Genomic DNA, 5,741 nt, shown 5'->3' with positions numbered 1-5,741 from the left:
TCGCTGGCCCAATACCTACTTCGCTCAGCAAGGGCTTTTCACGTTAACCCAAGCCCATGCCTTGGCGTGCCGATCTCGATGAAGCAACCACCAACTGGAGAGCCGTGTGCGGGAGAACCGCACGCACGGTTCGGAGGGCGGGGAGGTGATGAGCCTTCCCGACCCCTATCGGCGAGTGTGGGGCGACGGCGAGTGTGGGGCGACGGCAAGTGCGGGGCCACGGCGAGTGTGGGGCGACGGCAAGTGCGGGGCGACGGCGAGTGTGGGGCGACGGCAAGTGTGGGATGACGGCAAGTGCGGGGCGACGGCAAGTGTGGGATGACGGCAAGTGTGGGATGCGCCTGCTGGAGCTTGCTCGCTACCCAGGCGCTCAGCAGCCGCTGTCTGGTGGTGTGGCGAACCATTGATCGAATGGGACATTTCATCCCGCTTGGGCCGAATCAGGCGGGCCGGGTTTGCAAAGATGACGCGCTATCGCTGTAATGGCGCGCTGACTTTTCATTTCCGACCAAGGAATCTGCATGCCCGTCATCCGCATGAGCGATCTCGATCTGAGCAACAAGCGCGTACTGATCCGCCAGGATCTCAACGTGCCGATCGAGGATGGACAAATAACCTCCGAGCAGCGCATCACGGCTTCGCTGCCGACCTTGCGTCTGGCCCTGGAGAAAGGTGCGACCGTGCTGGTCACCTCGCATATCGGGCGGCCGAAGGAGGGTGAGTGGAACGCGGCTGAATCGCTGGCGCCGGTGGCTGCACGCCTGACTGAACTGCTCGGCCGTGAAGTGCCCCTGATCCGCGACTGGGTTGATGGTGTCGACGTCGCGCCGGGCTCGATCAGTCTGCTTGAGAACTGTCGCATGAATGTCGGCGAGGCCAAGGATGACGAAGGCTTGTCGCGCAAGTACGCCGCCCTTTGCGATGTCTTTGTCATGGATGCATTTGGTACGGCGCACCGTGCCCAGGCGTCGACGCATGGCGTGATCCGCTTCGCTAAGATTGCCGCCGGTGGCCCGCTGCTGATGGCCGAACTCGATGCGCTGGCCAAGGCGCTGGAATATCCGTCACGGCCGCTGCTGGCGATCGTCGCCGGTTCCAAGGTTTCGACCAAACTGACCCTGCTCGAAAACCTGATCGACAAGGTTGATCAGCTGATTGTCGGCGGTGGTATCGCCAATACCTTTCTGGCCGCGGCCGGATTCAAGGTCGGCAAATCCTTGTGCGAACCGGATCTGATCGAAACAGCCAATCGCATCAGTGCCGCGGCGAAGGCGCGTGGTGCCCACGTTCCGGTTCCGGTTGATGTGGTTGTCGCGCCGCGCTTTGCCGCCGACGCGCCGGCGACGGTGAAGCTGGTTGCCGATGTCGGTGACGAGGACATGATTCTCGATATCGGCCCGCAGACTGCCGCCAGCTACGCGGCGATGATCGACAAGGCCGGTACCGTGGTCTGGAACGGTCCGGTCGGTGTGTTTGAATTCGATGCCTTCGGTGGCGGCACCAAGGCGCTGGCCGAAGCCATCGCCCGTTCACCTGCATTCTCGATTGCCGGTGGCGGCGACACCTTGGCGGCGGTCGACAAATACGGAATTGCCGACAAGGTCTCCTATATTTCCACCGGTGGCGGTGCCTTCCTCGAATTCCTCGAAGGTCGCGAACTGCCCGCGGTTACAGCGCTACGGGCTCGCGGAGCCTGAGCGGTGAGCCTGATCCTGTTCGATCTCGATGGCACCTTGATCGATTCGGAAATCGGTATCACGCAGACCATGGCGCATGCCTTGCGCGCGCTCGATGTCGAGCCGCCTGGACAGGACATCCTGCGAAGCTGGATCGGTCCACCGCTGCATGCCTCGTTCCCGAGTGTGCTCGGTGAGGATCCTGCTCGTATCGATCTCGCGGTCCATCATTATCGCGAGCGCTTCAACGAGATTGGCTGGAGCGAGCATGTTGTCTATGCGGGAATCGGCGAGCTTGTCACGATGCTTTCAGTACGTGGCCATCGCCTTGCAGTGGTTACCAGCAAGATTTCCGACCAGGCGCGACGCATCGTTGATCATCTGCCGTTTGGCCATCTGTTCGACGCGGTCTACGGCCCCGCGGAGGGCGTGCGCAGCAGCGAGAAGGCAGCGCTGGTTGCGTAGGCGTTGGCTGAGCAGGACGGCAAGTCCAACGACACCGTGATGATCGGTGATCGTCGGTTTGATATCGAAGGTGCGCGGGCGAATTCCGTGCGCGGCATCGGCGTGCTTTGGGGCTTCGGTAGTGCCGGGGAGTTGCGCGAAGCGGGTGCTGATCGCATCGTCGCGTCGCCCGCGGAATTGGGCGAATGCCTGGTCGATTGTCGGGCCGCTTGATCAGTGCTGCGCCGACGTGGGTGATGCACAGGATCATGCGAAATGCAGACGGGCCCGGTCAGTCAGTGGTCGGCTTCAGGCAACGGCTGAATGCATTTGCTTTTGCGCCAGGGATGCGCTTTGTCGTCATTCGACTGTGGTAGCTTTCTGCGCAAGCCATCAGGAGTCCGGGAATGTCTGAGCAACTGCGCCGCACAAGGATCATCGCCACGCTGGGGCCGGCCACGGATGCGCCAGGCATGTTGAAAAGCATCATTGCCGAAGGCGTCGATGTCGTGCGCCTGAATTTTTCCCATGGCGATGCAGATGATCATCGTGCGCGAGCCGCTGCTGCGCGTGTGGCCGCGGCCGAACTTGGCCGCGAAGTCGCCGTGCTCGGCGATCTGCAGGGGCCGAAGATTCGCGTCGAGCGATTCGCCGAAGGAGCCATTCACCTTGAAGTCGGTGAGACGTTTACCCTCGATTGCCGTGCGGATGCGCCGATTGGGGACAGTACGCGGGTCGGTGTCGGCTATCTCGATCTCTGGCGCGATGTGAAGCCCGGCGATCTCTTGCTGCTCGACGATGGACTGATCGCCATGGAAGTCGTCGAGGTCGTTACCGAGCTGGTGCATTGTCGCGTTGTTGTCGGCGGTCGGCTGTCCGATCGCAAGGGCATCAATCGGCAGGGCGGCGGGCTGACGGTTGCCGCGTTGTCGGACAAGGATCGCCACGATATCGAGCTGGCCGCCGAGCTCGGTGTCGATTTTCTTGCGGTGTCTTTCGTACAAACGGCGGACGATATCGAGCAGGCGCGTCGACTGCTGCGCGAGGCCGGAAGCGACGCGGCGATCGTGGCCAAGATCGAGCGTACCGAAGCGGTTGCCGCGCTCGGTGAAATCATCGAGGCCAGCGAAGTGGTCATGGTTGCGCGTGGTGATCTCGGCGTCGAGATCGGCGACGCAGAGTTGCCGGGTTTGCAGAAGAAGATCATCCGCGAAACCCTCGAACGCAGCCGCGTCGTCATCACCGCAACGCAGATGATGCAATCGATGGTCGAATCACCGATTCCTACCCGCGCCGAAGTGCTCGATGTCGCCAATGCGGTGATCGATGGCACCGACGCGGTGATGCTGTCAGAGGAAACCGCAGCCGGAAAGCATCCCGACAAGGCGGTCGCCGCGATGCGTCGCGTTTGCCTCGGTGCCGAACGCCAGTTCGAGCCACCGGCCGACATTGGTCCAGGCGCCCGCGTGCTCGACCGCACTGATCAGGCCATCGCCCTGGCGACGATGTTTCTTGCCGGGCGCATTGGTGTTCGCGCCATCATCGCCTTGACCGAGTCCGGTGCCACCGCGCGCTGGTTGTCACGTCATCGATCCAGCGTGCCGATCTACGCGCTGTCACGAAACGGCAGGGCGCGTCGACGCATGCTGCTCTATCGCGATGTACATCCGATCGAATTTGATCCGCATGAAGTCGGCCCTGCCCAGGCGGCCCGCGAAGCGATCCAGCATCTGTTCAATCTGGGACATCTTGCCGAGAGCGATCGGGTGATCCTGACCACCGGCGACCACACAGGCCAGCTCGGCGGCACCAATACCTTGAAAGTCCTGCGCGTGGGTGCGGATGGATTGGCCGAGGGCTTGGGCAAGCTTTGATCTAGATCACCCCAAGTTTCTTGCCAACCTTCACGAACGCATCCACGGCCTGGTCAATCTGTTCAATCGAGTGTACTGCGCTCAATTGTGTGCGGATGCGGGCCTGGCCTTGCGGCACCACCGGAAAGAAGAAGCCGATCACATAGATGCCTTCTTCGAGCAGGGCATTGGCGAATTGCTGGGCGAGCTTGGCGTCGTAGAGCATGACCGGCACGATTGGATGATTGCCGGGCTTCAGATCGAAGCCGGCTTCGCTCATGCGCTTGCGGAAGTGTTTCGCGTTGGCCTCGACACGGTCGCGCAGCTCGGTCGAGCGCGAGAGGATTTCCAGCACCTTGAGACTCGCCCCGACCAGCGCAGGCGGCAAGGTGTTCGAGAACAGATAGGGTCGCGAACGCTGGCGCAGCATGGCGATGATTTCGCGGCGGCCGCTGGTGAAGCCACCAGAGCCTCCGCCGAGTGCCTTGCCGAGGGTCGAGGTGTAGATGTCGACTTCGTCCATGACGCCGTGCAACTCGGCGGATCCGCGCCCGGTCTTGCCGACGAAGCCGGTTGCATGGGAATCATCAACCATGAGCAGTGCGTTGTATTTTTTCTTCAGCGCGACGATCTCGTCGAGCTTGGCGATAAAGCCATCCATCGAGAACACGCCGTCGGTGGCAATCAGGCGGGTGCGCTTGTCTTGCGTTTCAATCAGGTGCTTTTCGAGTTCGGCCATGTCGCTGTTGGCGAAGCGTCGGCGCTCTGCCTTGCACAGGCGGATACCGTCGATGATCGAGGCGTGATTGAGCGCATCGGATATCACCGCATCCTCGTCCGAAAGGATGGTCTCGAACAGGCCACCATTGGCGTCGAAGCAACTGGTGTAGAGGATGGTGTCCTCGGTGCCGAGAAATTCCGAGATTTTCGCTTCGAGCTGTTTGTGCAGATCCTGGGTGCCGCAGATGAAGCGCACGCTGGCGAGACCAAAGCCGTGGCTGTCGAGCGCGGACTTGGCGGCTTCGATGATTTCCGCATTGTCGGCCAGTCCGAGATAATTGTTGGCGCAGAAATTCAGGACTTCGCGTCCATCGGTGGTACTGATTGCCGATGACTGCGGCGTGGTGATGATGCGCTCCGTCTTGAACAGACCCTGTTCGCGGATTGATTCAAGTTCGGCGCTGAAGCGTTCGCGGGTTGCAGAGTCCATGATGGTTTCAATATCGAGGGGAAAGCCTGATTGTCCTTCAAAGCGCGCTTTCCTGCAGCTCCGACGAATTTCAGGCAACGCTGATCAACGTGAAGTGCGGCGGGTATTGGCCTTGAGGCAACGCTGATCAAGTGGCCCAACCGTCATGGCATCCAGAAGGTCCGCCGGTCGTGCTGCGTGGCGAAGTGAAGGCTGGTTGCCTTGACGAGTCGCGCGGTGCGGCGGGCGGACCTTCTGGATGCCACCTGTTTCAACAAAAACAATCGGTTAGGCGACACCTGTCTGCGCGCAGACAGGTGTCGTGACGATTGCGCCATTTGATCAGCGTTGCCTTGAGGCAAAATGATCCGCCACGACCTGCCCAATGACTGTTCATGCGCCGCATCACGACTCTGTTTGATGGCTTTACGATAGCGCTGTTGGCGACTGTGCTCCTGGCCGCGTTGTTGCCCTGCGAGGGTGACGCGGCCAGCTTCTTCGATACTGTTTCGATAGTCGCAATTGCGTTGCTGTTTTTTCTCCATGGCGCACGTTTGTCACGCCAGGCCATCATCGCCG

General features: G+C 61.1%; 6 protein-coding genes. 5 read left to right on the top strand and 1 reads right to left on the bottom strand.

The window, feature by feature from the left end; all coding sequences use genetic code 11:
• Window positions 1-521: 521 nt before the first annotated feature.
• The 4 genes from VFN25_RS09565 (at window position 522) to pyk (ending at window position 3,994) form a co-directional block, all read left to right on the top strand.
• A complete protein-coding gene (locus VFN25_RS09565) occupies window positions 522-1,697 on the top strand; it encodes a phosphoglycerate kinase (RefSeq protein ID WP_325141247.1) in 1,176 nt (391 codons plus the stop codon).
• A 3-nt stretch (window positions 1,698-1,700) separates the two neighbouring features.
• Window positions 1,701-2,141 carry an HAD hydrolase-like protein gene (locus VFN25_RS09560; protein ID WP_325141245.1) on the top strand — a complete coding sequence of 147 codons (441 nt, stop codon included), beginning with the start codon at window positions 1,701-1,703 and terminating at the stop codon, window positions 2,139-2,141.
• Window positions 2,142-2,144: 3 nt separating this feature from the next.
• On the top strand, window positions 2,145-2,354 hold the full coding sequence (locus VFN25_RS09555; RefSeq protein WP_325141243.1) for an HAD hydrolase-like protein: 210 nt from the start codon (window positions 2,145-2,147) through the stop codon (window positions 2,352-2,354).
• A gap of 173 nt (window positions 2,355-2,527) precedes the next feature.
• The gene (gene pyk, locus VFN25_RS09550) at window positions 2,528-3,994 is read left to right on the top strand and encodes a pyruvate kinase (protein ID WP_325141241.1); all 1,467 of its coding nucleotides are present in this window, start codon (window positions 2,528-2,530) and stop codon (window positions 3,992-3,994) included.
• A gap of 1 nt (window position 3,995) precedes the next feature.
• On the opposite strand, the gene kbl is transcribed toward pyk, so the two are convergent.
• Window positions 3,996-5,183: a glycine C-acetyltransferase gene (gene kbl, locus VFN25_RS09545; protein ID WP_325141239.1), complete on the bottom strand. Its 1,188-nt coding sequence runs from the start codon at window positions 5,181-5,183 to the stop codon at window positions 3,996-3,998.
• Between the two features lie 374 nt (window positions 5,184-5,557).
• On the opposite strand from kbl, the gene VFN25_RS09540 reads away from it, so the two are divergent.
• Window positions 5,558-5,741: bile acid:sodium symporter (locus VFN25_RS09540; RefSeq protein ID WP_325141237.1), on the top strand; the 184-nt coding region annotated here is incomplete at its 3' end.

The organism is Dokdonella sp. (assembly GCF_035703485.1).
Lineage (GTDB): Bacteria > Pseudomonadota > Gammaproteobacteria > Xanthomonadales > Rhodanobacteraceae > Dokdonella.
This window is presented reverse-complemented; position numbering and strand designations above follow the sequence as displayed.

Bases quoted from the DNA above. Each gene is read 5' to 3' on its own strand.
- VFN25_RS09565 (WP_325141247.1), top strand. From the start codon at position 522: ATGCCCGTCATCCGCATGAGCGATCTCGATCTGAGCAACAAGCGCGTA.
- pyk (WP_325141241.1), top strand. From the start codon at position 2,528: ATGTCTGAGCAACTGCGCCGCACAAGGATCATCGCCACGCTGGGGCCG.
- kbl (WP_325141239.1), bottom strand. From the start codon at position 5,183: ATGGACTCTGCAACCCGCGAACGCTTCAGCGCCGAACTTGAATCAATC.